The organism is Vibrio plantisponsor, assembly GCF_013041605.1.
GTDB lineage: Bacteria > Pseudomonadota > Gammaproteobacteria > Enterobacterales > Vibrionaceae > Vibrio > Vibrio plantisponsor.
On sequence record NZ_JABEQC010000009.1, the window covers coordinates 25521 to 51844 of the forward strand.

Sequence of the window (26324 nt, forward strand, 5' to 3'; positions counted from 1 at the left end):
ACTAAGGACAGGGGGCGGTAGCCCCCGCTTTTCTTTCATGAAGCAATCTCGCGGCTTTACATTACTGGAAATACTGTTGGTGCTCGTGCTGATATCGGTCAGTACCGTTGCCGTTATTGCCACATTTCCGGTTTCGCACAAAGATGAAGCCAAGCTGGCAGGGCAGAGCCTGTTTCAGCGAATTCAGCTTATCAATGAAGAAGCCATTTTAAGTGGCCGTGATTTTGGTTTAAGAGTGGATGATCTAAACCGTGCTTTTCTCTTTGTTGAGTTATCTGAGGATGGCTGGAAGACGCTTGAAAAACGCCAGTTTGGTTCCGAGTTGAAGCTCCCTTCTGAGCTAGTAATCGATTTTCAGCTGGGTGGTAATGCTTGGGTTAAGGATGAGCGAATGTTTGATCCGGAACCTTTGTTTGATAAAGAGATGTTTGCCGAGAAAAAGCAGCTACCACCGCCGCAAGTTTACATTTTATCGAGCGGTGAAGTGACGCCATTTGTGGTCAGTATTTATCCAAAGCAGTCACCTACTGAGAGCTGGCGTATTGTCGTTGAAGAAAATGGGCAAATACGTTTGTTTGCACCGGGAGAGCAAGATGAAAAAGCATAAAGGCTTTACTTTGCTTGAGGTGTTAGTTGCGTTAGCCATTTTTGCTACCGCAGCGGTTAGTGTGATACGAGCGGTGAGTCAGCACATTAATACGGTTCAATATCTGGAAGAAAAGACGTTTGCTTCCATGGTGATAGACAATCAGATGGCGTTAGTGATGCTGGCTCCAAACGAACTGCGAGCAAAAAAAGGCACAGAGTCACTGGCGGGACGAGCTTGGTATTGGAAAGTCACTCCTATCGATACTTCCAGCGGCTACTTAAGAGCTTTTGATATCAGTGTATCGGCAGAAGAGACCGCAAGCCCTATAACAACGGTGAGAAGTTATGTCGCGAAGTAGAAGAATGCGAAATAACGGTTTTACGCTGATTGAAGTGTTGGTGGCTATCGCTATTTTTGCCAGTTTGAGTGTCGGTGCTTACCAGGTCTTAAATCAGGTACAACGCAGCAATGAGCTTTCACAACAGCGAACAACACGGCTGAATGAAATCAATCGAGCTGTTGTGCTTATGGATGCAGATTTTCGCCAAATTGCGGCGCGTCAATTTCGTACTCAAGGTGATGAACCAAGTAACCAGTTTTTGATTTGGCAAGATGCCCTATTGGGATCGGATCAAAAGGGAATCATATTTACCCGTTTAGGTTGGAGTAACCCACAGCAACAGTTTCCCCGTGGTGAAGTAGCTAAAGTTGCTTACCGAATCAGAGACGGAGTTTTGGAAAAAATTTGGTGGCGTTATCCGGATTCGCCAGTAGGACAAGAAGGTATTGTTACACCAATACTGACTCAAGTAGATAGCTGGAGCATGCGTTTCTATTACGACGGCAAATGGAGCGACAATTGGGAACAGAAAATGGTGTTACCGAATGCCATCGCAGTGAAATTGACATTAAAAGATTACGGTGAGATTGAGCGTATCTATTTAGTGGCTGGCGGCGTTGTGCTAGGGGGCGAAGATGCTTCGTAACGATATGCCGCAAGCCCGTGCACCACAAACCCATGTGCAGCAAAATCGAGCGCACCGAGGTTCTTCTAAACATCGTCGCTCTCAACACGGCGTTGCACTGATTGTTGTATTGCTACTGCTGGTTATTATGGTTTCTATTGCGGCAACCATGTCTGAGAGATTGTTTACTCAGTTTCAACGCGCTAGCCATCAAGTGAGCTACCAGCAAGCCTATTGGTATAGTGTAGGCGCTGAAGGTTTGGCGAGTGTCGCGATTGAACAAAGTTACAAGGATAGCGATACGGTTAACTTGAGTCAGGTATGGGCGTTAGAAGAGCAAACTTATCCGTTGGATTATGGTCAGTTGCGCGGGCGCATTTACGATAAACAAGCTTGCTTCAATCTCAATGTGTTGGGTTCGATTGAATCCAGCTCAGGTGCCAACACTAAGCCCTATCCTCTGCGTGTTTGGCAGACACTGCTTGAGACGCTAGAGGTGGATAATTATTCGGCGGAAGTGATCGCAGATTCCACAAGAGAGTTCATTGACAGCGATAACCGAGTGCAAAGCACTTACGGCGTAGAAGACAGCTACTATGAGTCAATGTCACCAGCTTACATGAGTGCCAACGGCTTGATTGCCGATAGCAGCGAGTTACGTGCTATTCAACAAGTCAGTGGCGATGTGATGCTGAAAGTTGCTCCTTATGTGTGCGCATTACCCAGTGATGACTGGCGATTAAACGTAAATACATTGGCTCCTGAACATGCTCAGTTATTAACGGCGATGTTCAGTCCAAATTTATCTGAATCGAATGCGGAAGCGGTGCTGAAAAATCGTCCTTTTGATGGATGGGCCAGTGTTGATGCATTTTTAGCTGAGGCTCAAATCGCCGCGACAGGCGAGAGTGTCATCGATCAGGCTAAAGGTTATTTAACCGTCGATAGTCAGTATTTTGAATTAGATGTACAAGTGTTAGTGGATGAGGCGCGCGTGAGACTTCGCAGCCTGTTTTTTAGTGATAATCGAGAAACTGCAACGGTGGTTCGCCGTCGCTTTGGAGGGATCAGTGAGCGAGTTTCTGACCGTTCGACTGAGTAGTCAAAAAGAAGCCATTATCCCTTGGTTGGTGTGGTCTTCAGTACAGCAAGAAGTGATTGCGAGCGGAGAAATATCAGGTTGGGAACAACTTGAGCAACTGAGTTCATACGCTGAACAGCGTTCAATCATTGTCTTGATGTCGGCCAGTGATGTGGTTCTGAGCCAAGTGGAAATTCCCGCTGGTGCAAATCGCAAAATTGAATCCATGCTGCCTTATCTGATTGAAGATGAAGTGGCTCAAGATGTTGACGATATGCACTTTAGTATCCTGAAAAAGACAGGAAATATCGTCGAAGTGGCTGGTATTGACCGCGATTTCTTACAATCTTGTATTGATGAACTTGCTTCGTTGGGCATGACGGTTAAGCGCGTGATTCCTGATGTGCTTACCGTGCCTGTCCAGCAAGGGTTAGCGGCCGTTCAGTTGGGAAAAGAGTGGCTGATCCGCAAAGGTGACTCTCAGGGGATTTGCGTTGATAGCGAATGGTTGGAGTTATTTAGTCAATCTGACTGGGTCAAAGAGGGTGACAACTTTTTACCTTTAACTGCTTACACGCCTCTACCAGAACTTGGTTTAGCTGATGGTCAAGATTGGCATTTCACACCTTCGCCATTAGTCATGCAATTGCTGACTGAGCAAGCTCTGCAAAGCAAAGTGAATATGTTAACGGGCAGCTTCAGAGTGAAATCTTCCTCTATGAAGTATTGGCGCATTTGGCGAAAAGCGGCGTACGCTGCGCTTGTGTTCCTTGCTGTGCTTATTGGTTATAAGCTTTTAGAAACTCACCGCCTTGAGCAACAAGTTCTGGCTTATCGTGCGGAAAGTGAACGCATATTCCGTGTTGTGTTTCCTGAGCGAGAGAAAATCCCCACAGTGAGCTATCTGAAGCGCCTTGTGAATGAAGAGCTGAATGCTCTGCAAGGTGGAAGCGCTCAGGGTTCTGTTTTGCAATGGTTGACACCTCTGCCAGCAACGCTGAGAAGTATTCAGGGCATGGAACTACAAAGCATTAAGTTCGACAGCAATCGTGGTGAAGTACGATTAGAAACCACCAGTAAAGATTTCCAAAGCTTTGAACAAGCGAGAGTGAAATTGGCTGAGCAGTTTGTTGTTGAACAAGGTCAAGTGAACAAAAATGGCGATGTGGTTGCGGGTTCATTTGTGTTGAAGCAGAAGTAGGTGTTGGTAATGAGTGAGCAAATAGCGAATAAAGTAATAGCGCCACTTCAACACTGGTGGCAAAGCATTAATCATCGTGAAAAGGTGATGGTATCGATCTGTGCACTTTTAGCGGTCGTTGCGATTGTTTTTTGGGGAGTACTGCAGCCGCTCAATGAGCGAGGTGTACAAGCCCAAAACCGAATTCAAACTGAGAAGCAACTGCTGGCTTGGGTTACTGATAGTGCAGATAAAATAACGGCTTTGCGTAAACAAGGTGGTGTGGTGCGAACCTCTACGCCGCTGAACCAAGTAATCACAAGCTCGACTCGTCAATTTAAGATTGAGCTAATTCGCATGCAGCCTCGCGGAGAGATGATGCAGGTTTGGATTCAACCTGTTCCGTTTACTCAACTGGTTGCTTGGATTGCTTACCTTAAAGAGCAACAAGGTGTGGATGTGGACTTTATGGATATCAAACGCGGCAAACAAGCCGGTGTGGTTGAAGTACAGCGCTTACAGTTAAAACGAGGCGGTTAAGTTGAAAAAAGTTGTTGGATACGGGATGGTGTTTGTTGCGGTATTCGTCACCAGTGCTTTCGTTCACCTTCCTGCACAGTTTGTGTTTAAGCACCTACCATTACCTTCACAGTTGCAGGTAACTGGAGTTCACGGCTCTATCTGGCAAGGTCGAGCTGAGCAAGTTCGTTGGCAGAATCGCAATTTCGGCGAGGTGAGTTGGCAGTTTAAACCTTCGGCTTTGTTTGGGGCAAAAGCTGAAGCTGAAGTCCGCTTTGGCCGTGGCAGTGAACTGAGCTTACGTGGCAAAGGTACGATTGGTTATGGTTTAGCAGGTCTTTATGCTGAGAACACTCTGGTTTCTATTCCAGCGGATGTGGCTCTTCAACAAATGCCGATGGCTGTTCCTATTGTCGCTCAAGGCCAGTTGGAACTGTCGATCAAAGAGTATCTTTATCAAGCGCCATTTTGTTCAACTGCTCAGGGCGCAATCGCGTGGAGTTCTGCAAATGTGGAGTCGCCACTAGGCTCGTTAGAGTTGGCACAAGTGATTGCGGATTTAGAGTGCAGTGGGAATACGTTGAAGATTAAGGGCAGCCAAGAGAGTACTCAAGTGAACAGCCAATTCTCCGCTCAGTTGAATCCTGACCGAACTTATCAGTCTGAAGGCTGGTTTAAGGTGGGGGCAGAATTTCCTCAGCAGTTAGCACAGCAACTTAAATGGTTGCCTAAGCCTGACGCACAAGGTCGTTATGCGTTTAAGCGTCAAGGTCGCTTATAGCTAACCTAAAATCTGTTATGGCAAATGTGCAAAAGGCGAGAACGGGGTTCTCGCCTTTTTAACTTCAAACTCGCTTGATTAGCACTTCAAGATTTTATCCCAAGGAAGGTCCGCATCGCCTAACACGATGAAATTCGGATTCTCCAAGGTTTCTCTCTCATTGTATGAAAGCGGTTCTAGGTTGGTATTTAAAATACGTCCGCCAGCTTCTTCAACAATACATTGTGTCGCTGCGGTATCCCACTCACCGGTTGGACCCAAGCGTAAGTAACAGTCGACCGCGCCTTCCGCCACTAAGCACGCTTTTAGCGCGGCAGAACCCAAAGGTACTAAATCATAGTTCCAAGCACTGCTGAGTTTGCTGGTAATGCGGTTGATGTCCTGACGACGACTGATAGCAATCGCAATCGACTGGTTAGGCAATTCATGGGTGTGAGTACGGATACGCAGGCTTTCAGACATATCAGGAATTTTCCACGCCCCTTTGCCAGCATAAGCGTAATAAGTCACGCCTGAAACCGGGCCATAGACCACCCCCATCACTGGTTTGTTATGTTCAACCAAAGCAATAATCGTCGCGAAATCGCCGCTGCGAGCGATAAATTCCTGAGTACCATCTAACGGATCTACCAACCAGTATCTCTGCCAAGTCTCGCGGGTTTGCAAACTGATGTCTGCGTCTTCTTCAGAGAGAATTGGAATATCCGGTGTTAACTCTTTCAAACGTTCCATCACCAGCTTGTGAGCTGCGAGGTCTGCACTGGTGACAGGGGTTTCGTCTTTCTTCGTAAACGCTTGGTAAGATTTTTTCTCGTAGATATCGAGGATCAGTTGACCGGCAGAGCGAGCTATTTCGATGACGTCTGGTAATAGATGAGAGAGATCTTTGGCTGTTGGCATAATCTTTCCTATAACTCTGGCGATAGTTATTGTAAGTAGCGCAGAGTAAGCATCAGGGCGGTGATACTGCGAGCTTCACAGAAATCTAAATGAGTAAGCAGCTCTTCAGCTTGGGCTAAAGGCCAGCGAACCACTTGCAGAGGCTCAGGTTCATCACCTTCCAATTGTTCAGAGTATAGATCTTGTGCAATAAAGAGCGTCATTTTGCTCGAAAAATAAGAGGGAGCCAGTACCACTTCTTTTAACGCGGTAAGTTTGTGTGCGCCGACGCCAACTTCTTCTTTCATTTCACGGTTTGCTGCTGCTTCGGCAGTTTCTCCCGGATCAATCAGACCTTTTGGAAAGCCTAATTCATAGCGCTCAGTTCCGGCACAGTATTCGCGGACTAATAACAGGTCACCTTGCTCGGTCACAGGAACCATCATCACAGCATTGCGGCCGCTGGGCTTCATTCGTTCGTAAGTGCGTTGTTCTCCATTTGAAAAACGAAGATCGAGTGCTTCGATAGAAAATAGCTTTGACTTAGCCACTACGTTCTTGGCGAGAATCTCCGGTAATTTGGATGACATTCACTTACTCCTTCACTGCATTAGTTTTCTTACTATATGAGAAAATGTCTCAACTTAAAATATCACTTTCATCGCTGACAGAAATAAAACCTGTTGGAAAGAAGAAACTGCTGGAAATAAAAAAAGCTGATGCTTGTTGGCATCAGCTTTTCTGTCGTGACTCATTAGTAGTATGAGTGGTCACCACGGTCATGCTCTGTTGCGTCGCGAACTGCAGTAAGTTCACCTTCGAACTGAGCCAGTAGCTCTTTCTCAATGCCTTCTTTCAAAGTGACATCGACCATTGAACAGCCGTTACAGCCGCCACCAAAGGCAACAATTGCAACGCCTTCATCAGTGATTTCAACTAGGCTAACGTGGCCGCCGTGACCTGCAAGTTGTGGGTTTACTTGGGTTTGAATCGCGTATTCAACACGCTCAATCAGACTTGCATCGTCAGCCACTTTACGCATTTTCGCGTTTGGTGCTTTCAGCGTTAGCTGTGATCCCATTTTGTCGGTAACAAAATCAATCAGCGCATCTTCAAGGAAAGGTAGGCTTAGCTCGTCAACATAAGCAGAGAACTCGTTAAATGGAATCTCAGTATCAGTAGCTTCAACCGCTTCTGGTGGGCAGTAAGAAACGCCACATTCAGCGTTTTGTGTTCCTGGGTTTACGACAAAAACACGAATGTTTGTGCCTTCAGGTTGCTGAGAAAGCAGTTTTGCAAAGTGAGACTGAGCTGATTCAGTGATAGTTATAGTGTTAATATTTGACACGACGAATACCTGAGTGCATTTGTAGGTTATTTGGTCACCATTCTACTCCTGTGATTAGAAGAATCCAGCCCTTTTGATTTCAAGCGAGGGCTTTACCTATGATCTTCTGGCTCTGGAGTGCGGCATATGCAGTAAATATCAATCCTTTCGACGCCCACTTCAAGTAGCAGTTGACATAAATGCTGCACAGTACTCCCTGTGGTGACAACATCGTCTACGATTCCAACATGAAGGCTGTTGGGATGAGAGTTGAGACGAAAGGCCTTAGTTAAATTACGTTTACGTTGAGCTTTGCTTAGCCCCTGCTGTGATTGGGTGTTGAGTTCTCGGCAAAACAGTTTCGTTTGATGTTTAACTCCCAAATATGCTGCCAAGTGTTTGGCAATCAGGTCACTTTGATTAAACCCTCTGCGCAGATATCGCTGCCAATGCAAAGGGACACTGGTTATCACGGGAGCCGGAGTATCAATACATCCAGAGAGGCGTTTGGCTAGCGGTTGCGCTTGCCAGAACTGACGCTGATATTTGAGCTGGTGAATACGATTACTTAACGGAAACTGATAATCACCGATACAATACAACCTGTGCCAAGGCGGAGGTTTTGAAAGGCATTGACCACACATGTCTACAGGTGTCAGCGTCGCTAAACCGCAACGTTGGCAGCGAGGTGTAGGGGAATACCAAACCTCACAGGCAGAACAGACGCCGTAAGGATCTTCGTTATTTAATGGCAACTTACAAATGGGGCATTGAGGGGATAGCCAATGGGCGGTATTGCTCTTGAATTTCAACAGCGTAGCTTTTTGAAACCAATTGGATAACATACTTTTTGCCTCAAAAAGAAGGAATCAATACCTTGTGCTTTCTGTAAAATGGATTGAATGAATAAAGTAGGAGAGAGTGTGACTATGACTTCAGAGTTGTATTGGCAAGTCAGCGGCAGTGGGCCAGACATCGTATTAGTGCATGGCTGGGGAATGAATGGCGCAGTTTGGCAACAAACAGTGGATATTCTTGAGACTCAGTTTCGTGTTCACGTTGTTGATCTACCGGGATATGGTCACAGTGCAAATTGTTATGCTGAAAACCTTGAAGAGATCGCTCAGGCTCTTATGGTTCAGGCACCTAAAAATGCGATTTGGATTGGTTGGTCACTTGGTGGACTCGTCGCGACCCATATGGCGTTGCATCATAGCGATTACGTCAGCAAGCTGGTGACAGTTGCCTCTTCACCAAAGTTTGCAGCAGACAAACCATGGCGAGGCATTCAACCCAATGTGCTTGCAGCATTTACGGATCAGCTGGTTGAAGATTTCCAACTCACCATTGAGCGCTTTATGGCTTTACAGGCAATGGGTAGTCCTTCTGCAAGACAAGATGTGAAAACCTTAAAGCAAGCTGTGTTGTCTCGTCCTACCCCTAACCCTAACGCTTTGCTTGCAGGGCTCAAGATGCTGGCTGATGTCGATTTACGTGAACAACTGCCTCACATTTCTGTTCCTATTTTGCGCTTATACGGGCGTTTAGATGGTCTGGTACCAATTAAAGTCGCGCAAGACTTGCAGCAAGTTGTACCACACAGCGAACAATACATTTTCACCGAATCTTCCCACGCACCATTTATGACCGAACTGGATACTTTCTGTCAGCAGTTGATCACATTTGCCCGTAGTTAATAGTTAAAAAGAAGCTAGCTATCTGATATGAATATGTTTTCTTTTTGTGCTAAATATTTACACGGATTGGTCGATAAATAAGCTAACCCGATGAGACAAAGGAAAACTCTGTTTTATAGGGCTGGGCGATACTGAGGAGGTTTCGGCTATGATTGTGTCACCGACTAACGTTAGTGTGCCACTTATCGCCCCATCAGTGAACGTTCAGACTGAACAGGTTGCACGAGATAATAAAGTTCGAGAGCCTGTGATGCCGACCGTTGAGCTGGTTAAAACCAACTCGGAACGTAATGTAAGAGCTGATGATAAAAGGCGAAAGCGGGCGTCATGGGATCCGTCAGAACATCCAGATTATGATGTGGTGACTGAACATGAAGCACAATCCTCTTATCAAGAAGAGCGACACAGCGAACTAGATAGGCTATTTGAGCTGTTAGCACTCGCCACATATAGTGAAGAGCAGGGTAAAGGCTATGCAATGCGGTTTCGTTTACCGAAACGTGTCATTGATGATGCGGTAACTGCTGGAAAAATGGCTCGAAGGCGTACTGTAATTAAGTATCACTATGGTCACGCTGTAGCGCCAAATATTCCGTCAGAAGTGATCGCGATATTATGAATATCGTCATTTCTCAGCAGACAAAATAAAATCCCCATAGCAAATGCGATGGGGATTTTTATTTGTAGCGCTAAAATCTTTTGTTTTGAATATTGCTCTAGGTTCGCCTTAGAGTATTAGCGCTTAGCTTTAGCAAAAGCGTCTGCAAAGGCGCTATTAAATCCACCACCTTGAGACCCATTTCCTTGCGAAGAACGGTTATTTCCGCGTGGTTGATTCCCCTTAGGTTGAGCGTTCCTCGGCTGAGCGTTATCAGAACGAGCTGGACGGCTGTCTTGACCCGGTTCATCGTTTAGGCGCATAGAAAGCGCGATACGTTTACGCTGGACATCCACTTCTATCACTTTGACTTTAACGATATCGCCAGCTTTCACCACTTCACGAGGATCGGAGACATAACGATCGGTCAGCGCAGAGATATGCACCAAACCATCTTGGTGAACACCAATATCCACAAAGGCACCAAAGTTCGCTACGTTAGACACGACGCCTTCCAGCACCATACCCGGTTCAAGATCAGAAACTTCGGTAACACCATCGGCAAAGGTGGCTGTTTTAAACTCAGGACGAGGGTCGCGTCCCGGCTTATCAAGCTCTTTAATGATGTCGCTAACGGTTGGCACTCCAAAGTTTTCATCGGTGTAATCCACTGCTCGTAATGTGCTCAAGAATTCGCTGTTGCCAATTAAGTTTTTAATGTCTTGCTTGTTTTTCTCTGCGATGTTTTTCACCACAGGATAGGCTTCAGGGTGCACTGCTGATGCATCAAGCGGGTTCTTGCCATTCATAATGCGCAGGAAGCCAGCACACTGCTCATAAGCTTTGGGTCCTAAACGTGCGACCTTCTTAAGATCAGTACGGGCATTGAAACGACCATTTTCATCACGGTAATCGACAATGTTCTGCGCTAGCACAGTTGAAAGGCCAGCAACACGCGTTAACAGAGCTGGAGAAGCGGTATTCACATCCACGCCAACGGCGTTTACACAGTCTTCAACAACCGCGTCCAGACGTTTTGCCAACAGAGATTGGCTCACATCGTGCTGATACTGACCGACACCGATTGATTTCGGATCAATTTTCACCAACTCAGCCAGTGGGTCTTGTAGACGACGAGCAATTGATACTGCACCGCGCAAAGACACGTCCATATTCGGGAACTCTTTTGCTGCCAGTTCTGAAGCGGAATAAACCGAAGCGCCCGCTTCGCTGACCATGATTTTTTGCACTTTCAGACCATCACGTTTGATCATCTCAGCGGCAAATGCATCGGTTTCACGAGAAGCGGTGCCGTTACCAATCGCAATCAAATCTACGTTATGTTTTTTCACTAATGCAGATACAGTCTGCATTGCTCGGTCATATTGGTTTTGTGGCTGATGTGGGTAGATGGTATCGGTAGCAAGAACTTTACCGGTTGAATCAACCACAGCGACTTTACAGCCGGTACGCAAACCTGGGTCTAAACCTAGGGTAGCGCGAGGACCAGCAGGTGCCGCCATGAGCAGGTCTTTCAGGTTAGTTGCGAAGACGTTGATGGCTTCGATTTCAGCACGTTCTTTCATTGTGCCCATTAGCTCGGTTTCCATATGCATAGAAACCTTGATACGCCATGCCCAGCTAATGACTTGCTTGCGCCAAGTGTCTGCTGGCGCTTGGCTTAAATGAATGCCGTAATGTTCCGCAATAATGGTTTCACAATGAGACTGACGTGCAGTTTCTTCAAGCTCTGGATCTGCATTTAGAGTCAGGGTTAAGAAACCTTCGTTACGTCCTCGAAGCATTGCCAACGCGCGGTGAGACGGCACTTTGCTCACAGGCTCTTGGTGCTCAAAGTAGTCTTTGAATTTCTCACCTTCTTGCTCTTTTCCAGCAACCACGCGCGAGACGAGTTCTGCATTACGAGTCAAGTGACGGCGGATTTTCTCCAGCAAGTCAGCATCTTCAGCAATACGTTCCATGATGATGGCGCGAGCACCGTCCAGAGCCGCTTTGGTGTCTTCGATACCTTTGTCTGCGGCAATATAGTGTGCAGCTTCAGATTCTGGTTCTGTCTGTGGTTCATTCCAAAGCTTGTCTGCTAATGGTTCTAAACCGGCTTCGATCGCGATCTGACCTTTGGTTCGACGTTTTGGTTTGTATGGCAGATACAGATCTTCAAGGCGGGTTTTGCTGTCGGTTTCAGAAATGGCTTTCTCTAATTCAGGTGTCAGTTTGCCCTGATCCTGAATCGATTTAAGAATGGTTTGACGGCGGTCTTCAAGTTCACGCAAATAAGACAGGCGACTATCCAGAGTACGCAGTTGGGTATCATCCAGACCACCAGTCACTTCCTTACGGTAACGAGCGATAAAAGGAACTGTGTTGCCATCATCAATTAGGTTGACGGCTGCGATGACTTGCTCTGAGCGAACGTTTAGCTCATTGGCAATCAATTGGCAGATAGCTTGGCTCATCCGTAGATCTCTTTAATTCATTGGTACTAATAGGGCTATATGGGGCTGTGAAGCCGAAATTTCCAGTCTTGAACTATATGCGGCTTCACTGTTTTAAAATATTAATCTTGGTAGCGAATAGAGTTGACGAACCACTCTTTCGGTCCTTCAGGTGTGTGAACAACAAACTCATCGTCCACCTCTTTTTTCAGCAGTGCACGAGCCATGGGGGAATCAATGGAAATATAACCTTTCGCATCGCCGTAGATTTCATCAGGACCGACTATACGAAATGCTTTTGAATCGCCATTTTCGTTTTCAATTTCTACCCAAGCGCCAAAGAACACTTTGCCCTCCTGTTGAGGTGAGTAGTCGACGACTTTCACCTGCTCGAGACGTTTGCGCAGGTATCGAACACGACGGTCTATTTCACGCAATCGTTTCTTGTTGTACTGGTAGTCAGCGTTCTCGCTGCGGTCACCTAGACTGGCTGCCCAAGTCACTTTTTTTGTTACTTCAGGGCGTTCTTCACGCCATAATGTATCCAGTTCTTTTTTTAGACGATCAAAGCCTTCACGTGTAATAAGGTTTGTCTTCATGTTCCTGACTTATGGTAATTGCAACTGGCTGCTACATTAGCTAAAAAAGAAATAAACGTTAACAATTCTTTGAATTACTTTCGTCAGAACGGTGTTACATTTCACTATCCCAGAAATGTATGGGGTCGAATAACGAAATAGGTAGGGCGTAAATGCAAGAAAACTTTAAAGTCTTAGTGGTCGATGACGATGCACGTCTGCGTGCGCTGTTGGAACGTTACTTATCTGAGCAAGGCTTCCAAGTTAGAAGTGTTGCGAACAGTGAGCAAATGGACCGCCTATTAACTCGTGAAACCTTCCATATCATGGTGCTGGATTTGATGTTGCCTGGGGAAGACGGATTATCTATCTGTCGTCGTCTGCGCAACTCAAACAATATGATTCCTATTCTGATGCTGACAGCGAAAGGCGATGAGATCGACCGTATCGTTGGCTTAGAAATCGGCGCAGATGATTACCTGACCAAGCCTTTTAACCCGCGTGAGCTATTAGCGCGCCTTAAAGCGGTATTACGTCGTCAGACTATTGAAGCACCGGGAGCGCCAAGCTCTGAAGAGTCTTTGGTCGAGTTCGGTGAGTTCCGCTTGAACCTAGGTACTCGTGAAATGTTCCGTGGCGAAGAGCCAATGCCTTTGACGTCTGGTGAATTTGCTGTGCTGAAAGCGCTGGTGATGAACGCACGTGAACCGTTATCTCGCGATAAGTTGATGAACATGGCTCGTGGTCGTGAATACTCAGCAATGGAACGTTCAATCGACGTACAAATTTCTCGCTTACGTCGTATGTTAGAAGTTGACCCAAGCAAACCACGCTACATTCAGACAGTGTGGGGCTTAGGTTATGTATTCGTTCCCGACGGTAAATTAAACTAAGCGTAAGTTTAACTTATGCTGCTGTATCCACGCGTCGGCTGATTAAACTCAATGGCGCGTGTTATCTCTCTTCTCTACACGCGCCTTTATCTGTAATTTTCATTGACGGTAAACCTCTGTCTGCAACAATCAGTATGTGACTTCGGGCTGTATGTCACACTGGTCTGTCAAAGCAGTTTGAACAACTCGTCGATAAAAACATAGGCAAAATATGCGTATTCGTAGCTCGTTTACTCAATCCATTCTTCTCTTTTTAAGCTTGCTCATTGCCAGTCAGGTTTATTCTTATTACGCCGTCTTCAACTACGCGTTGATGCCAAGCTTAAAGCAGTTCAACAAAATCCTCAGCCACGAAATCAACCTGATGCTTGATGATACCGTCAATCAAGATACCGGCGTGCCAATGGATGCACTTTTACGTCGCCGTGTTCTCGAACAGCTTGGTGTGACCATTCATCCTGAAGACAGCCCGATTGCCAGTGAATTTGAGCATGCAGTTAGTATTGATCTGATGAGCGAAGATATGAGTTCGGAACTCGGATCGCCAACGGAAGTGCGCATGATGTCCGGTACAGAAAGTTATGTTTTGTGGATGAAAATCGAGTCGCTCCCGGGGCAACTGCTGCGTATTCCTTTATCTGAGTTACGCGAAAAGGATTTTTCTCCGTTATTCCGTAACAGCATTATCATGGCTTTAATGATTATTTTTGGCGGCTGGTTGTTTATCCGTATGCAGAACAGGCCGCTAATCGCTTTGGAAAAAGTGGCGCAAGCTGTTGGTCGGGGAGAAGTTCCGCCGCCATTGCCTGAAAGAGGCGCTTCTGAAATTCGCTCAGTAACACGAGCATTTAATCAGATGTCAAAAGGCATTCAGGCTTTGGAAGAAGACAGAGCTTTGTTGATGGCGGGGATCAGTCATGACTTGCGTACACCGTTAACTCGTATTCGTCTTGCCACTGAAATGATGTCACCGGAAGACAGCTATCTGGCAGAAGGGATCATCAGTGACACCGAAGAGTGTAATGAGATCATCAGCCAGTTTATGGATTATTTGAAGCCAGTGAATAAGCAGACCTTCGAAGTCGTCAACGTGAATGATATTGCACAAGATGTGGCAAGCTCGGAAGGCGGATACGAAGTTCAAATCGAAGTTGAACTGCACAAAGGTAAAGCGAATGCGTTTGGTAACCCTATAGCGATTAAGCGTGCGGTCAGTAACTTGGTGGTGAATGCGGTTCGTTATGGCAATGGTTGGGTGAGAGTGAGCTCTGGCGTGACTGCGGACAACAGTATGGTTTGGGTGTGCGTTGAGGACAATGGTCCCGGTATTGAACCAAGTCAGGTGAATAAGGTGTTTGAACCATTTACTCGTGGTGATACGGCTAGGGGCAGTGAAGGCACAGGTCTGGGGTTAGCCATTGTTAAGCGTATTATCAGTCAGCACAGAGGCTCAGTGGTGGTGAGTAATCGCAGTGAAGGCGGCTTACGAGCTCAGATTAGTTTTCCAACTAAATAGCTAATTAACCGAATATGAAACAAAAAGGCTCGCATGAACGCGAGCCTTTCTGTTATTTCAAGACTACAGATTACGAATCTAAAGCTTGTTCAAGCTCTTGTTCTGGCTGTTCTTTTCTTGCAGGTTTAGTTTCTGGTAGCAGAAGGTTCAACAAAATTGCTGTGATACCGCCAGCGGCAACACCTGTCGAGAAAATGCTTTTCACAAAGTCAGGCATGAATTGCAGAATTTCTGGTTTCTGAGCAATGCCAAGACCCATAGAAAATGACAGAGCCATGATCAGAATGGCTCGGCGATCTAAATCCACACGAGCAATGATACGAATACCCGCAGCCGCGATAGTGCCGAACATTACTATGGTTGCTCCGCCTAATACTGGTTCTGGAATCAGCTGTACAAAGCTCGCCACACCTGGGAACAAACCGAGCAGCACTAACATACCAGCGATGAAGTAACCGACATAACGGCTAGCAACGCCAGTCAGTAGAATCACGCCGTTGTTTTGGCTGAAGGTTGAGTTCGGGAAGCTGTTGAAGACCGCAGCAATTGCAGAGTTGAGACCATCTGCCAATACACCACCTTTGATACGCTTCATGTAAACCGGACCTTTTACAGGTTCACCAGAAACTTCAGATGTAGCGGTAATATCCCCGATCGCTTCTAATGCCGTGATTAGGAAAATCAGCACCAATGGAATAAACAGCGACCAGTCGAAACTTAAGCCATATTGCATTGGTACGGGCAGAGCGATAAGTGCTGTTTCACTCATTTTGCTGGTATCGACCATACCCATGAAATAAGCCAAGGCAACGCCAACAAGCATAGCAATCACAATAGACGCTACGCGAATGTAAGGGTTGCGAGCGCGGTTAAGCAGAACGATGATGGCAAGAACGGTTCCCGCAAGTGCAAGTTTATCTAGGCTGCCAAAAGTACCGTCGCCCATCGCAGCGTAACCACCGCCCATAGAAACGAGACCTACTTGGATTAGCGTCAAACCGATTAGCGTAACGACAATGCCTGACACCAGCGGAGTGATAACGCGCTGGGCAAATTCCAATACACGAGAAAGCAGAATTTCAGCAGAGGAAGCAACAAGGATGGTACCGAAAATAGCGGCCATCATTGTTTGAATATCTGCGCCGCCAGCTTTAAGCGCTAAGCCAGCACCAATAATTGGACCTAAGAAGTTAAAACTTGTGCCTTGAATGGACAGCAAGCCAGAGCCGATAGGACCAATGGTTCGAATTTGAATAAATGAAGATACACCAGAGGCAAACAGCGACATGCTGATGATGGTGTTCGTTTCTGCAGCTGGCACGCCCAAACTTTGGCAAATAATAAGGGATGGCGTGATAACCGCTACGAACATAGCTAACAGGTGCTGAAGAGCCGCGAATAAAGTGTGTGGCAAAGGTGGTCTGTCATTGAGTTGATAGACAAGATCGGACTTACGAGCCGCGTTTTCGGTTGTCATTTTTATTTTCCTAATAGAGTCGTACACAAAAATGCGCTGAATGGGCATTTCTTGTGGAGCAGAATGGTTGTCTGTGATTGCTGTTAATCAGATTCTGCTCTGGAAACTAGCTTTAAACGTATTAATGCTAATTTTTGCGGCGATTATAGAGTAATCACTGTAAAAAGCAAACGTTTGCTTTAAGTTGGTGCAAAGGAAAATATAACGAATCAATTCAAGGTTTAAGCTTTCGCGTAAACGTCTCGTTCGCCAAGCCAACGATCAATAATCGCGGTTGCATTTGTTGGGTAATTATCGTGAATATGACGGGCTATGCGCTGAACTTCAGGAATTAAGCGTTGATCTCGCACTAAGTCTGCAATTTTGAAATCCGCCAAACCAGTTTGCTTGGTACCGAGTAGTTCACCGGGGCCGCGAATTTCCAGATCTCGTTGCGCGATAACAAATCCATCGTTACTTTCGCGCAGTACACCTAGGCGTTTTTGTGCTGTTTTTGAAAGCGGCGCGTGGTACAGAAGTACACAATGACTGGCAACAGAGCCTCGGCCAACACGACCACGCAGCTGGTGGAGCTGGGCTAAACCTAAGCGCTCTGGGTTTTCGATGATCATCAAACTTGAATTGGGAACATCAACACCCACTTCAATCACAGTGGTGGCGACCAGAAGATGCAGCTCATTATTTTTGAATGCCTGCATGACTTGTTGCTTCTCGGCTGGTTTCATTCTGCCGTGCACTAAACCGATTTTGACATCAGGCAGTTTGCGTTGCAGCTCCTCCGCAGTGTCTGCTGCGGCTTGCGCTTCCAAGACTTCTGATTCATCAATCAGAGTACATACCCAATAAGCTTGCTTACCTTCATTCAGACAAGCATTACGTACGCGCTCAACGATATCATCCCGTTTGGTATCCGGAATTGCGACGGTTTGAATCGGCGTTCTGCCCGGTGGAAGTTCATCGATAATTGAGGTTTCTAAATCCGCATACGCTGTCATCGCCAGCGTTCGAGGAATAGGGGTTGCTGTCATGATTAGCTGATGAGGATACGTACCTTGCTTAGCGCCTTTTTCGCGTAGTTCCAAACGCTGGTGGACACCAAAACGGTGTTGTTCATCAATAATCACTAAGGCTAAATGGTCGAATACCACGTGTTCCTGAAACAGTGCGTGAGTACCCACTACCATTTTTACTTCGCCACTGGCAATACGCGCGAGTTCGGCTTCTTTGGCTTTGCCTTTGAGTTTGCCCGCTAACCAACCTACTTTGATACCCATAGCTTCAAACCACTGACTGAAGTTTATGGCGTGCTGCTCTGCTAACAATTCTGTTGGTGCCATCAAAGCGACTTGGTAGCCGTTTTCAATCGCTCTGGCTGCTGCCAGTGCTGCAACCAGAGTTTTACCAGAACCCACATCCCCTTGGACTAAACGCATCATTGGATGAGGTTTCGCAAGGTCTGCTTCGATTTCGTTAACCACGCGAGTCTGGGCATTGGTTGGCGAAAATGGTAATTGAGCCAATAGCTGATTTTTCAGCGTGTCTGAGGCTTGAAGAGGAAGGGCAACATCTTGCTGCCCTTTACTGCGAACTGCCAACATGGATAGGTTTTGAGCCAGCAGTTCTTCCATAATCAGGCGAATTTGCGCTGGATGGCGACCATCATCAAACAGACTTAAATCGATATCCGATGGCGGGCGATGAATGGTATGCAGCGCCTGAGCAAGAGTTATTTGATGATCGTATAAACCGGATGGAAGCAATTCTTGCACTGCTGCTTTATCAAGTAGAGATAGCGCCTGATCAGTCAGGTTGCGCAGAGTGAGCTGACGCAGACCTTCAGTAGTTGGGTAGACTGGGGTTAGATTGGCTTCGACATCAGGCTTTTGTTCTGGAAAGTAAAACTTATATTCAGGATGGATGATTTCCAGCCCTGTATTGCCACGCTTAATTTCACCGTAAGCGTGCACTAACTTACCTTCGGTAAAGTTGTTTTTAATCCCAGCGGTAAAGTTGAAGAAGCGCAGAGTTAGAGTGCCGTTTCCGTCGCTGATCTTTACTGTAAGCATCTTGCGACGGCCGAAGGTAGTATCGACCGCCATCACCTTACCTTGCACTGCTGCCCAAAGACCTGGGTGCAGTTTTACAATCGGGTAGATTCGAGTGCGATCTTCATAACGTAGCGGCAGGTGGAACAGCAAATCTTGTACAGTGATAAGCCCAACTTTCTCCAGTTTTTCGGCCACTTTTGCGCCCACTCCGGAAAGTGAGGTTAATGGAATTGCTGATAAAAGCTGAGACATAATCAACCGTTTAGCTGTTTGAAATAAGGGTTATTCAAACATTAAGCTGTGTTTTTGTACAGGGGAATTATTTGCTCTGCATCGCTTTCCACCAAGATTCATCCGCCACAATTTGGCCTTCATCATCCAGAGGTGGGTAAGGCAGCTTTTTGCGTTTAGCCACTTTGGCTAATACAGGATGGCCACGTTCAAACAGAATTCGGTGAATGGTTTCTTCCGGAAGTGGGCTTTTTTCTTGCTGATACATGCCTGCTGCTTGGCGTTGACGTTGTGCTTCATACAGAATCAGTGCACTAGCAACAGAAACGTTGAGTGATTGCACCATTCCGACCATAGGGATAACGATGTCTTGATCGGCCAGTTCAAGAGCTTGCTTTGAGATACCTACTTTTTCACTACCCACGATAATCGCTGTCGGTTTGGTATAGTCGATTTCACGAAAATCCACCGCAGTTTCTGAAAGGTTGGTCACTAATACCTGCATGTTCTGCGCTTTTAGTGCTTTTACCGCATCTTGAATATTGTCGTGAGTATCGACTTCGACCCAGTTACGAGCGCCTGCTGAGGTATGTCCAAGAGTTCGCATTTGCTTGCTCGGCCAAACAGCATGGATTTTGTGTAATCCAATTGCATCAGCAGTACGAATGACCGCAGAGACGTTATTTGGCTTGTGTACTTCTTCTAAACATACGGTCAGATCAGGTTGGCGTGCTTTGAGCACCTCTTGAATTCGAGTGTAACGTTCTAAGTTCATAATAAATTTTCTATGCTTTATACCCTTCAAGTAATTTGGGTATAGTCTGTAGTTGGTAAACGGTCACCACATAAAATAAAAAAGCCCTTGATAGGCCATATCAAGGGCTACATCGTTAGGTTACTTCAGCATAGGCGCTATTTAGTGCCTTCTGCGTCTCACCTTCGGTGCGTTTGGCATTGCACGAATTTTCTTCATAATGCCAGCAAGATGAACACGATCTTTGGTGGTCAGTACCACAGTTACTGTGTACAGACGGCCATCACGTTCTTCTGTCGACAGACCATGAATATTGGAACCTGTCTTCGAAATCACATTAGTCAATTCAGCTAGCGCGCCTTGGCGGTTTTGCATATCGACTTTCAGTTCAGTGATAAAGTCTTGATCGTAATCTTTAGTCCATTCCACGGCCATGTACTTATCAGGCTCTTTCTGATGCCCGCGTACGTTAGGACAGGTTTCACGGTGCACCACAAGTCCACGCCCCGGAGAAACGTGCGCAATAATGTGGTCATCCGGAATTGGGTGACAACAGTTCGCAAAGGTTAACAGAATACCTTCTGCACCTCGGATCGGCAGTTTCTTCTTAGGTTGACCGTCTTTGCTTTCTACTTCGGTTAATTCATCAGCATTGCCTAGCAGACGACGAGCAATCACGATACTCATCAATTCGCCTAGACCAATCGCCGCTAACAAATCATCGACACTAGAAAGTTTCAAATCATTAAGCACATGTTGCACGCTGTCTTTGTTGATCGTGGTGATCGATTCTTCGCCCAAGGCGTGATTAAGTAGACGACGACCCAAGCTGACCGACTCTTCACGGCGCATGGTTTTCAGAACCTGACGGATCTTAGTTCGAGCACGTGAAGTCACTACGTAGTTCAGCCATGCGGCATTTGGACGCGCACCCGGAGCACTGATAATTTCAACGGTTTGTCCGTTTTTCAGTGGCTTACTTAATGGGTACGGATTGCGGTCAACGCGAGTACCTACACAGGTGTTACCTACATCGGTATGTACCGCATAGGCGAAGTCTACCGCGGTTGCGCCGACAGGAAGTTCAACGATACGACCTTTAGGGGTGAAGACGTAAATCTCATCTGGGAAGAGATCAGATTTCACGTTTTCGATAAATTCGAATGAGTTACCTGCGCTTTGTTGAAGCTCAAGTAAGCTTTGCATCCAGCGCTGAGCTTTGATCTGTGCTGTCGTGCCGGTACGGTCACCATTGGCTTTATATGACCAGTGTGCTGCCACACCTTTGTCCGCCATTTGGTCCATATCTTCAGTTCGGATTTGAACTTCAACAGGAACACCGTGTGGGCCAACCATTGAGGTATGCAAAGACTGATAGCCGTTAGCTTTCGGAACCGCAATATAGTCTTTCATGCGACCCGGACGAGGTTTGTACAAGCTGTGGACTTGGCCGAGAGCTCGGTAACAAGTGTCAGCCGTATCAACCACAACACGAAACGCATAGATATCCATAATGGTGTGGAAACGCTGCTCTTTGGTCTTCATCTTGTTGTAGATGGAGAAAAGGTTTTTCTCACGACCAAACACGCGAGCCGGTAAGCCAACTTCATGTAAGCGGCCTTCGATCTCGCTGTGGATGCGTTGGATCATCTCTTTGCGGTTACCACGCGCCGCTTTTACGACTTCTTTCAGAACTCGATAACGGTTTGGATATAACGCTTCAAAACCCAGTTCTTCTAACTCGGTTTTGATGTTGTGAATACCTAAACGGTGGGCGAGTGGTGCGTAAATCTCTAGGGTTTCTCGGGCAATACGACGTTTTTTATCCGGACGAAGAGCACCTAGCGTGCGCATGTTGTGCGTACGGTCGGAGAGCTTAATAAGAATCACGCGGATGTCTTGTACCATAGCAAGAACCATTTTGCGGAAGTTCTCTGCTTGAGCTTCTTTACGGTCGCGGAATTTTAGTTTGTCGAGCTTAGATACACCGTCAACCAGTTCAGCGACGGCTTGACCAAATTGAGCTTCTAAATCTTCTTTGGTGACGTCACAGTCTTCGATAACGTCGTGAAGGAGGGCTGCTTGTAGTGTTTCCAAATCCAAGCGCATTTCAGCCAGAATTCGAGCTACTGCCACTGGGTGGATAATATAAGGTTCGCCGCTTGAGCGGGTTTGCCCTTCGTGGGCATCTCTTGCCACTATATAAGATTGGCGCAGAGCCTCAAGTTGAGGCTCTGTGAGATATTCCTGGGCAACGTCTTTGAGGCTATCGAATAGATACAAATTATAGGCCCGAGAGTTGTCTATTGTCTTACTTGCAGGGATTAACGGTTGTGAACAATGCTGCTCACTGCTGCTAATTCAGCTGCTTCTTGCTCTTGCTGCTCTTGACGCTCACGTGCATCAAGTACGTCTTTAGTGATAAGACCTTCTTCGATTTCGCGAAGAGCGATAACCGTTGGCTTATCGTTCTCTTCAGGCACAAGTGAATCTTTACCACCAGTTTGCATTTGACGAGCGCGGCGAGCCGCAATCAGAACTAGGTCGAAACGGTTGCCAACTTTTTCAACAGCGTCTTGAACAGTTACGCGTGCCATGAGAACTCCAATATAAACAAAAATGTTGAATGACGAGAAAGTATACAACCTTACGCTAGTGGTTTCTAGCTAGTAAAGTTGTTAATAATACGTTTAATTACTCTGCGAGTAGTGCTTTAAGCATGCCTTTGTATTTGATGGACTGCTTATCTTGTTTTAGTCGCTCAGCACGAATGATCGCTCTAAAATCGGTTAGGGCGGTATCGAAGTCATCATTAATAATGATGTAGTCGTATTCGTTGTAGTGAGAAATTTCAGATTTAGCTTCTGCCATACGCTTAGCAATAACAGCTTCGCTGTCTTGACCGCGCGCGTTCAAACGACGTTCTAATTCACCGTTTGATGGTGGAAGAATAAAAACACTTCTTGCTTCTGGCATTTGCTCACGGATTTGGCGAGCACCTTGCCAGTCGATATCTAAAAAGACATCAATACCTTTATTAAGCGTCTCTTCAATCCAGACACGTGAAGTACCGTAATAGTTACCAAAGACTTCTGCGTATTCTAGAAATTCGCCTTTTTCGATCAGCGCTTCAAAGTGTTCCTTTTGTACAAAGTGGTAATGAACACCGTCTTGCTCACCCGGGCGCATACCACGAGTGGTGTGAGACACGGATACCTTCATCGCATAGGCTGGGTTGTGTTCCAACATTTCTGCGATCAAGCTTGATTTACCTGCGCCGCTTGGTGCAGAGACAATATACAGAGTACCTTTGCCCATTGTTTGGTTCCACTTTGGTTTGGGATTGCGTGATCGGATTGTGCTCCGACACTCTTAAAGATAGCACTAGCTTAATCATTTCATCGGATTGATGAAATTTAGGCTAGAAAAATGGAGCGGAAGATTAGCATGATCTTGAGGATCTTCTCAAGGAAAAGGTCAAAAGTGGCGCAATTATTGACCCGTCAACGTCATTATTTCTAAGCAAACCAAGCTATCTATATTTAACATGAGCCGGAAAACGTTTGCTATTTTGCCAACTATTGCAGGTAAAATTGATTAATGTATAATCGCCGCCCTTAGCTCGGGAGAGGTAAATCTTCCGAATGACAATCAGTGAGAAGCGCAAGCTTCATTTGGGTTCCCTCGCCCCCAAATCAAACTAAAAAGGTACAATATGAGTAACTTTACCCCTGCGCAACAGCGCAAAGCCCTGACATTTTTGGTTTTGTTCCACCTCGTGATTATTGCTTCAAGCAATTATTTGGTTCAAATCCCGTTTACCGTATTCGGTTTGCATACCACTTGGGGCGCTTTCACTTTTCCATTTATCTTCTTAGCGACTGACTTAACGGTACGTATTTTTGGTGCTGGTCTTGCGCGTAAAATCATTTTTTACGTCATGCTACCTTCACTGGTGGTTTCGTATTTGCTTTCTGTTGTGTTCTACGAAGGTCAGTTCCAAGGTTTTGCACCATTAAGTGAGTTGAACATGTTTGTCGCGCGTATCGCGATTGCAAGTTTCATGGCTTACCTACTTGGTCAGATCATGGACGTGTCTGTATTTAATCGCCTTCGTCAGATGAAGCAGTGGTGGGTGGCACCAACAGCATCAACGCTGTTTGGTAACGCTTTAGATACTATCGCTTTCTTCGGCATTGCATTCTACCACAGTCCAGATCCATTTATGGCTGAGCACTGGACTGAAATCGCATTGGTTGACTACGGTTTTAAACTCGTGATTAGCCTTGGTTTGTTTGTGCCTATGTATGGTGTATTGCTGAATTATTTGATTGGCAAACTGACTTCGGTGAATCCAAACTTTACTGCGGTTGGTGCTAAAGCTTAATTTGCGCTGAACTTAAAAGAGAAAGCCCAAAGCAATGCTTTGGGCTTTTTTATCTGTAGGGCTAAGCTATCGTCTTAACCTTTTCAGTCTATTAATGGTCGTGAGCTGCGCCTGCACCTTTAGGGAAGCGGATAGACTCAACCATGTCTTGTACTTCAGTTGGTACTTCTGCAGTAAATTTGTTCACTACGATAGACACCACGAAGTTCAAACACATACCTAGAGTGCCGATACCTTCTGGACTGATGCCGAAGAACCAGTTGTCAGGTGTACTTGCTGCTGGGTTAATGAACTTGAAGTAGATGATGTATGCAGCTGTAAATGCGATACCTGCAACCATACCTGCGATAGCACCTTCTTTGTTCATCTTCTTGTAGAAAATACCCAAGATGATGGCAGGGAAGAAGGATGCCGCGGCCAAGCCGAAGGCGAAGGCGACCACCTGTGCTACGAAGCCCGGAGGGTTAATACCCAAGTAACCCGCACCAACGATTGCCACAATCGCAGCCAGACGAGCAGCGAGCAGTTCTTGTCTATCGGTCATATTTGGCTTGAAGCCTTTCTTCAGCAAGTCATGAGAGATAGATGTAGAGATTACTAGTAGTAGACCTGCCGCTGTAGATAGTGCTGCCGCTAAGCCACCTGCTGCTAGTAGACCAACAACCCAGTTAGGAAGTTTAGCTAACTCAGGAGAAGCCAGTACGATGATGTCGCGGTTGATGTTCATCTCGTTACGAGCGTCACCAGAGTAGAACATACGACCATCGGCGTTTTTATCTTCCCATTTAACTAGACCTGTGCTTTCCCAGTTTTTATACCAGCTTGGTGCTTGCTCAGCAGGAACACCTTGCATATCAGGGCCGTTAATCGTTTCGATTAGGTTTACGCGAGCAAACGCAGCAACGCCTGGTGCAGTAGTATAAAGTAGCGAGATAAATAGTAGCGCCCAACCCGCAGAGATACGCGCATCACGTACTTTTGGTACTGTGAAGAAGCGAATGATTACGTGTGGAAGACCAGCAGTACCCACCATCAGTGCAGCACAGATGAAGAATACATCCACCATGCTCTTGCTACCTTCAGTGTACTGAGTAAAGCCAAGTTCTTGCGTTAGTCCATCTAGTTTATCAAGCAGATAAACATCCGTTCCTGAGATGGTTGAACCCATACCAATTTGTGGTAGTGGATTGCCTGTCATCATTATTGACGTAAAGATTGCAGGTACAAGGAAGGCGAAAATGAGAACACAGAACTGAGCGACCTGCGTATAAGTGATGCCTTTCATACCACCAAGTACAGCGTAGAAGAACACAATCGCCATACCGATAACGATACCAACGTTAATGTCTACTTCTAGGAAGCGAGAGAACACTACGCCTACACCGCGCATTTGGCCTGCAACGTAAGTAAACGAAATGAAGATCGCACAGAATACTGCAACCATACGAGCTGTTTTCGAGTAGTAACGTTCACCAATGAAATCTGGAACAGTGAACTGACCGAACTTACGTAGGTAAGGTGCTAAACATAGAGCCAATAGAACGTAGCCGCCTGTCCAACCCATTAGGTAAACCGCACCATCGTAACCGATGAACGAAATGATACCTGCCATTGAGATGAAAGATGCTGCCGACATCCAGTCTGCTGCTGTTGCCATACCGTTCGCTACAGGGTGTACACCACCGCCAGCAACATAGAATTCACTGGTTGATCCCGCTCTAGCCCAAATGGCGATGCCAATGTAGAGAGCAAAAGAGAGACCAACAAGAAGAAACGTCCAAGTTTGAATATCCATTTCTAAAACCTCTTAGTCTTCATGCACGTTATATTTCTTGTCGAGCGAGTTCATGCGCGCAACATAAATAAAGATTAAAGCGACGAATGTGTAGATTGAGCCCTGTTGTGCAAACCAGAATCCAAGCTTAAAGCCGCCTAAATGAATGCTGTTTAGCGCATCAACGAATAAAACGCCTGCGCCATAAGACACCAAGAACCACACTGCGAGCAGTGATCCCATAATCCCCAAGTTTTCTTTCCAGTAGGCTTGAGCATGTTCTGTAGATTCGAACGCCATGGCCTTCTCCTTCCTGTTAAGTGTTGTGTTAACGTAATGTTACGATTTATACATTAGCAGTGTTAAGGCAAGAGATCTGTGCAACTTTAGTCTGTGATTTTTTATTTTTAAGATATTGTAATTATTAATTTTTGTTTGGTTTGCGAACTTATTTTTAATGTTAATTAACTGTTAAATTAGCCGAAAGTATAAGGTCAGAGCATTGAAGTATGAAAATTAGCCGTTTGAGTTACCACTATTTCTGTCAAACGCTTAGCTTCTCGTTTGGCATGCAAAAGGTTGAAATTATTTACA

Annotated in this window: 26 protein-coding genes; 12 read left to right on the forward strand and 14 right to left on the reverse strand. The window is 46.0% G+C overall.

Annotated features, from left to right (window positions below):
* Window positions 1–37 precede the first annotated feature (37 nt).
* Genes gspH through HKI82_RS13415 form a run of 7 tightly spaced genes read left to right on the forward strand, consistent with a single transcriptional unit; the run spans window position 38 to window position 5115 of the window.
* Window positions 38–607, forward strand: coding sequence for a type II secretion system minor pseudopilin GspH (gene gspH / locus HKI82_RS13385; RefSeq protein WP_171138304.1), 570 nt, complete (start codon window positions 38–40; stop codon window positions 605–607).
* Entirely contained in the window at window positions 594–947 is a 354-nt protein-coding gene (gene gspI / locus HKI82_RS13390; protein ID WP_171138305.1) for a type II secretion system minor pseudopilin GspI, read from the forward strand. The genes gspH and gspI overlap by 14 nt, the downstream gene beginning before the upstream one ends.
* The gene (gspJ, locus tag HKI82_RS13395; RefSeq protein ID WP_171138306.1) at window positions 934–1575 is read left to right on the forward strand and encodes a type II secretion system minor pseudopilin GspJ; all 642 of its coding nucleotides are present in this window, start codon (window positions 934–936) and stop codon (window positions 1573–1575) included. Before gspI ends, gspJ begins: the two co-directional genes overlap by 14 nt.
* On the forward strand, window positions 1565–2656 hold the full coding sequence (gene gspK / locus HKI82_RS13400; protein WP_261881148.1) for a type II secretion system minor pseudopilin GspK: 1092 nt from the start codon (window positions 1565–1567) through the stop codon (window positions 2654–2656). The genes gspJ and gspK overlap by 11 nt, the downstream gene beginning before the upstream one ends.
* Window positions 2625–3836 (forward strand): type II secretion system protein GspL, encoded by a 1212-nt coding sequence (gspL, locus tag HKI82_RS13405; protein ID WP_171138307.1) that lies wholly within the window; start codon window positions 2625–2627, stop codon window positions 3834–3836. The genes gspK and gspL overlap by 32 nt, the downstream gene beginning before the upstream one ends.
* Window positions 3837–3845: 9 nt before the next feature.
* Window positions 3846–4355, forward strand: a complete 510-nt coding sequence (locus HKI82_RS13410; protein ID WP_171138308.1) for a type II secretion system protein M — start codon at window positions 3846–3848, stop codon at window positions 4353–4355.
* A 1-nt stretch (window position 4356) separates the two neighbouring features.
* A complete protein-coding gene (locus tag HKI82_RS13415; protein WP_171138309.1) occupies window positions 4357–5115 on the forward strand; it encodes a type II secretion system protein N in 759 nt (252 codons plus the stop codon).
* A gap of 78 nt (window positions 5116–5193) precedes the next feature.
* Here HKI82_RS13415 and cysQ read toward each other — a convergent pair whose 3' ends face one another.
* The 4 genes from cysQ to HKI82_RS13435 form a co-directional block, all read right to left on the reverse strand.
* Window positions 5194–6015: a 3'(2'),5'-bisphosphate nucleotidase CysQ gene (gene cysQ, locus HKI82_RS13420; protein WP_102941257.1), complete on the reverse strand. Its 822-nt coding sequence runs from the start codon at window positions 6013–6015 to the stop codon at window positions 5194–5196.
* A gap of 26 nt (window positions 6016–6041) precedes the next feature.
* Complete coding sequence (gene nudE / locus HKI82_RS13425) at window positions 6042–6584, reverse strand: ADP compounds hydrolase NudE (protein ID WP_102941256.1); 543 nt, start codon at window positions 6582–6584, stop codon at window positions 6042–6044.
* 164 nt (window positions 6585–6748) lie between these two features.
* A complete protein-coding gene (gene nfuA, locus HKI82_RS13430) occupies window positions 6749–7333 on the reverse strand; it encodes a Fe-S biogenesis protein NfuA (protein WP_102941282.1) in 585 nt (194 codons plus the stop codon).
* A 101-nt stretch (window positions 7334–7434) separates the two neighbouring features.
* Window positions 7435–8166 (reverse strand): ComF family protein, encoded by a 732-nt coding sequence (locus tag HKI82_RS13435; RefSeq protein ID WP_171138310.1) that lies wholly within the window; start codon window positions 8164–8166, stop codon window positions 7435–7437.
* Between the two features lie 84 nt (window positions 8167–8250).
* Here HKI82_RS13435 and bioH point away from each other — a divergent pair, with 84 nt between their 5' ends.
* A complete protein-coding gene (bioH, locus tag HKI82_RS13440) occupies window positions 8251–9018 on the forward strand; it encodes a pimeloyl-ACP methyl ester esterase BioH (RefSeq protein ID WP_171138391.1) in 768 nt (255 codons plus the stop codon).
* Between the two features lie 148 nt (window positions 9019–9166).
* Complete coding sequence (locus HKI82_RS13445) at window positions 9167–9637, forward strand: hypothetical protein (protein WP_042484858.1); 471 nt, start codon at window positions 9167–9169, stop codon at window positions 9635–9637.
* Between the two features lie 116 nt (window positions 9638–9753).
* Here the strand turns inward: HKI82_RS13445 and HKI82_RS13450 are convergent, their stop codons facing one another.
* Both HKI82_RS13450 and greB read right to left on the reverse strand, forming a co-directional pair.
* On the reverse strand, window positions 9754–12093 hold the full coding sequence (locus tag HKI82_RS13450) for a Tex family protein (RefSeq protein ID WP_171138311.1): 2340 nt from the start codon (window positions 12091–12093) through the stop codon (window positions 9754–9756).
* A gap of 101 nt (window positions 12094–12194) precedes the next feature.
* Entirely contained in the window at window positions 12195–12671 is a 477-nt protein-coding gene (greB, locus tag HKI82_RS13455) for a transcription elongation factor GreB (RefSeq protein WP_042484864.1), read from the reverse strand.
* Between the two features lie 152 nt (window positions 12672–12823).
* Here greB and ompR point away from each other — a divergent pair, with 152 nt between their 5' ends.
* Together ompR and envZ are read left to right on the forward strand one after the other, a co-directional pair.
* Complete coding sequence (gene ompR / locus HKI82_RS13460; protein ID WP_042484867.1) at window positions 12824–13543, forward strand: osmolarity response regulator transcription factor OmpR; 720 nt, start codon at window positions 12824–12826, stop codon at window positions 13541–13543.
* A gap of 211 nt (window positions 13544–13754) precedes the next feature.
* Window positions 13755–15059: a two-component system sensor histidine kinase EnvZ gene (gene envZ, locus HKI82_RS13465; protein WP_171138312.1), complete on the forward strand. Its 1305-nt coding sequence runs from the start codon at window positions 13755–13757 to the stop codon at window positions 15057–15059.
* 70 nt (window positions 15060–15129) lie between these two features.
* Here envZ and HKI82_RS13470 read toward each other — a convergent pair whose 3' ends face one another.
* The 6 genes from HKI82_RS13470 to gmk all read right to left on the reverse strand — a co-directional run bounded on the left by HKI82_RS13470 (window position 15130) and on the right by gmk (window position 22887).
* On the reverse strand, window positions 15130–16536 hold the full coding sequence (locus tag HKI82_RS13470; RefSeq protein ID WP_146027672.1) for a uracil-xanthine permease family protein: 1407 nt from the start codon (window positions 16534–16536) through the stop codon (window positions 15130–15132).
* Between the two features lie 221 nt (window positions 16537–16757).
* Window positions 16758–18836 (reverse strand): ATP-dependent DNA helicase RecG, encoded by a 2079-nt coding sequence (recG, locus tag HKI82_RS13475; RefSeq protein ID WP_171138313.1) that lies wholly within the window; start codon window positions 18834–18836, stop codon window positions 16758–16760.
* A 67-nt stretch (window positions 18837–18903) separates the two neighbouring features.
* Window positions 18904–19590, reverse strand: a complete 687-nt coding sequence (trmH, locus tag HKI82_RS13480) for a tRNA (guanosine(18)-2'-O)-methyltransferase TrmH (protein WP_102941250.1) — start codon at window positions 19588–19590, stop codon at window positions 18904–18906.
* Between the two features lie 141 nt (window positions 19591–19731).
* Window positions 19732–21852 carry a bifunctional GTP diphosphokinase/guanosine-3',5'-bis pyrophosphate 3'-pyrophosphohydrolase gene (gene spoT / locus HKI82_RS13485; protein ID WP_102941249.1) on the reverse strand — a complete coding sequence of 707 codons (2121 nt, stop codon included), beginning with the start codon at window positions 21850–21852 and terminating at the stop codon, window positions 19732–19734.
* A 41-nt stretch (window positions 21853–21893) separates the two neighbouring features.
* Window positions 21894–22166 (reverse strand): DNA-directed RNA polymerase subunit omega, encoded by a 273-nt coding sequence (gene rpoZ, locus HKI82_RS13490; protein WP_004728487.1) that lies wholly within the window; start codon window positions 22164–22166, stop codon window positions 21894–21896.
* 97 nt (window positions 22167–22263) lie between these two features.
* Complete coding sequence (gene gmk / locus HKI82_RS13495; RefSeq protein ID WP_102941248.1) at window positions 22264–22887, reverse strand: guanylate kinase; 624 nt, start codon at window positions 22885–22887, stop codon at window positions 22264–22266.
* A 397-nt stretch (window positions 22888–23284) separates the two neighbouring features.
* On the opposite strand from gmk, the gene HKI82_RS13500 reads away from it, so the two are divergent.
* Window positions 23285–23956, forward strand: a complete 672-nt coding sequence (locus HKI82_RS13500; protein WP_171138314.1) for a 7-cyano-7-deazaguanine/7-aminomethyl-7-deazaguanine transporter — start codon at window positions 23285–23287, stop codon at window positions 23954–23956.
* A 91-nt stretch (window positions 23957–24047) separates the two neighbouring features.
* On the opposite strand, the gene HKI82_RS13505 is transcribed toward HKI82_RS13500, so the two are convergent.
* Both HKI82_RS13505 and HKI82_RS13510 read right to left on the reverse strand, forming a co-directional pair.
* Window positions 24048–25751: a sodium:solute symporter family protein gene (locus tag HKI82_RS13505; protein ID WP_171138315.1), complete on the reverse strand. Its 1704-nt coding sequence runs from the start codon at window positions 25749–25751 to the stop codon at window positions 24048–24050.
* Between the two features lie 12 nt (window positions 25752–25763).
* The gene (locus tag HKI82_RS13510) at window positions 25764–26030 is read right to left on the reverse strand and encodes a DUF4212 domain-containing protein (protein ID WP_020329362.1); all 267 of its coding nucleotides are present in this window, start codon (window positions 26028–26030) and stop codon (window positions 25764–25766) included.
* Window positions 26031–26324: the final 294 nt, after the last annotated feature.

Coding starts and splice junctions, on each gene's coding strand:
- nudE (WP_102941256.1), bottom strand. CDS start 6,584: ATGTCATCCAAATTACCGGAGATTCTCGCCAAGAACGTAGTGGCTAAG.
- HKI82_RS13510 (WP_020329362.1), bottom strand. CDS start 26,030: ATGGCGTTCGAATCTACAGAACATGCTCAAGCCTACTGGAAAGAAAAC.
- bioH (WP_171138391.1), top strand. CDS start 8,251: ATGACTTCAGAGTTGTATTGGCAAGTCAGCGGCAGTGGGCCAGACATC.
- trmH (WP_102941250.1), bottom strand. CDS start 19,590: ATGAACTTAGAACGTTACACTCGAATTCAAGAGGTGCTCAAAGCACGC.
- HKI82_RS13450 (WP_171138311.1), bottom strand. CDS start 12,093: ATGAGCCAAGCTATCTGCCAATTGATTGCCAATGAGCTAAACGTTCGC.
- gspJ (WP_171138306.1), top strand. CDS start 934: ATGTCGCGAAGTAGAAGAATGCGAAATAACGGTTTTACGCTGATTGAA.
- HKI82_RS13435 (WP_171138310.1), bottom strand. CDS start 8,166: ATGTTATCCAATTGGTTTCAAAAAGCTACGCTGTTGAAATTCAAGAGC.
- gmk (WP_102941248.1), bottom strand. CDS start 22,887: ATGGGCAAAGGTACTCTGTATATTGTCTCTGCACCAAGCGGCGCAGGT.
- envZ (WP_171138312.1), top strand. CDS start 13,755: ATGCGTATTCGTAGCTCGTTTACTCAATCCATTCTTCTCTTTTTAAGC.
- ompR (WP_042484867.1), top strand. CDS start 12,824: ATGCAAGAAAACTTTAAAGTCTTAGTGGTCGATGACGATGCACGTCTG.
- HKI82_RS13470 (WP_146027672.1), bottom strand. CDS start 16,536: ATGACAACCGAAAACGCGGCTCGTAAGTCCGATCTTGTCTATCAACTC.
- gspK (WP_261881148.1), top strand. CDS start 1,565: ATGCTTCGTAACGATATGCCGCAAGCCCGTGCACCACAAACCCATGTG.
- cysQ (WP_102941257.1), bottom strand. CDS start 6,015: ATGCCAACAGCCAAAGATCTCTCTCATCTATTACCAGACGTCATCGAA.
- rpoZ (WP_004728487.1), bottom strand. CDS start 22,166: ATGGCACGCGTAACTGTTCAAGACGCTGTTGAAAAAGTTGGCAACCGT.
- HKI82_RS13505 (WP_171138315.1), bottom strand. CDS start 25,751: ATGGATATTCAAACTTGGACGTTTCTTCTTGTTGGTCTCTCTTTTGCT.
- HKI82_RS13410 (WP_171138308.1), top strand. CDS start 3,846: ATGAGTGAGCAAATAGCGAATAAAGTAATAGCGCCACTTCAACACTGG.
- HKI82_RS13500 (WP_171138314.1), top strand. CDS start 23,285: ATGAGTAACTTTACCCCTGCGCAACAGCGCAAAGCCCTGACATTTTTG.
- recG (WP_171138313.1), bottom strand. CDS start 18,836: ATGTCTCAGCTTTTATCAGCAATTCCATTAACCTCACTTTCCGGAGTG.
- gspI (WP_171138305.1), top strand. CDS start 594: ATGAAAAAGCATAAAGGCTTTACTTTGCTTGAGGTGTTAGTTGCGTTA.
- gspH (WP_171138304.1), top strand. CDS start 38: ATGAAGCAATCTCGCGGCTTTACATTACTGGAAATACTGTTGGTGCTC.
- greB (WP_042484864.1), bottom strand. CDS start 12,671: ATGAAGACAAACCTTATTACACGTGAAGGCTTTGATCGTCTAAAAAAA.
- HKI82_RS13445 (WP_042484858.1), top strand. CDS start 9,167: ATGATTGTGTCACCGACTAACGTTAGTGTGCCACTTATCGCCCCATCA.